This window comes from Pseudomonas paracarnis (assembly GCF_904063055.1).
In the GTDB taxonomy this organism is placed as follows: Bacteria; Pseudomonadota; Gammaproteobacteria; order Pseudomonadales; family Pseudomonadaceae; genus Aquipseudomonas; species Aquipseudomonas paracarnis.
In genome coordinates this window covers 1-455 of sequence record NZ_CAJFCN010000079.1, presented here as the reverse complement: position 1 = coordinate 455, position 455 = coordinate 1, and the positions used below count along the sequence as shown (strand labels likewise).

The 455-nt window shown below is 56.9% G+C and carries 1 protein-coding gene; it reads left to right on the top strand.

What is annotated here, in order from left to right:
• Positions 1-173: 173 nt before the first annotated feature.
• On the top strand, positions 174-455 hold a 282-nt coding region (locus JMV15_RS27990), incomplete at its 3' end, for a hypothetical protein (protein WP_201492000.1).

Sequence of the window (455 nt, the reverse complement as noted above, 5' to 3'; positions counted from 1 at the left end):
AGAAGCAAATGCACCAGCGCGGAGCGGATTCGGTCGCCTGTTTATTTTTTTCCGATCAAGCGTCGAACATTTAACCAACAAAAGGGTTGCACGCGGTTGCACCTCGGGATGGGCAAAGCTAATCTTGCCGCCAGCAGATGCCACTAGGTAGTGGCACCCATGAGGATAAAAAAATGGCAACGACCACCCTTGGGGTCAAACTCGACGACCCGACCCGCGAACGCCTGAAGTCCGCCGCGACCTCCATTGATCGTACGCCGCACTCGCTGATCAAGCAGGCGCTTTTCAATTACCTGGCGAAACTCGAGGGTGGTGCAACCCTGTCCGAGCTCAATGGCTTGAGCAGCAAGGAGGCCGATGATGCCTGCGAGGTCCAGTCCGACCACGCCCACCAATGCTTCCTTGAGTTCGCCGCGAGCTTCCTGCCGCAATCGCTATTACGTGCCGTACTCTCC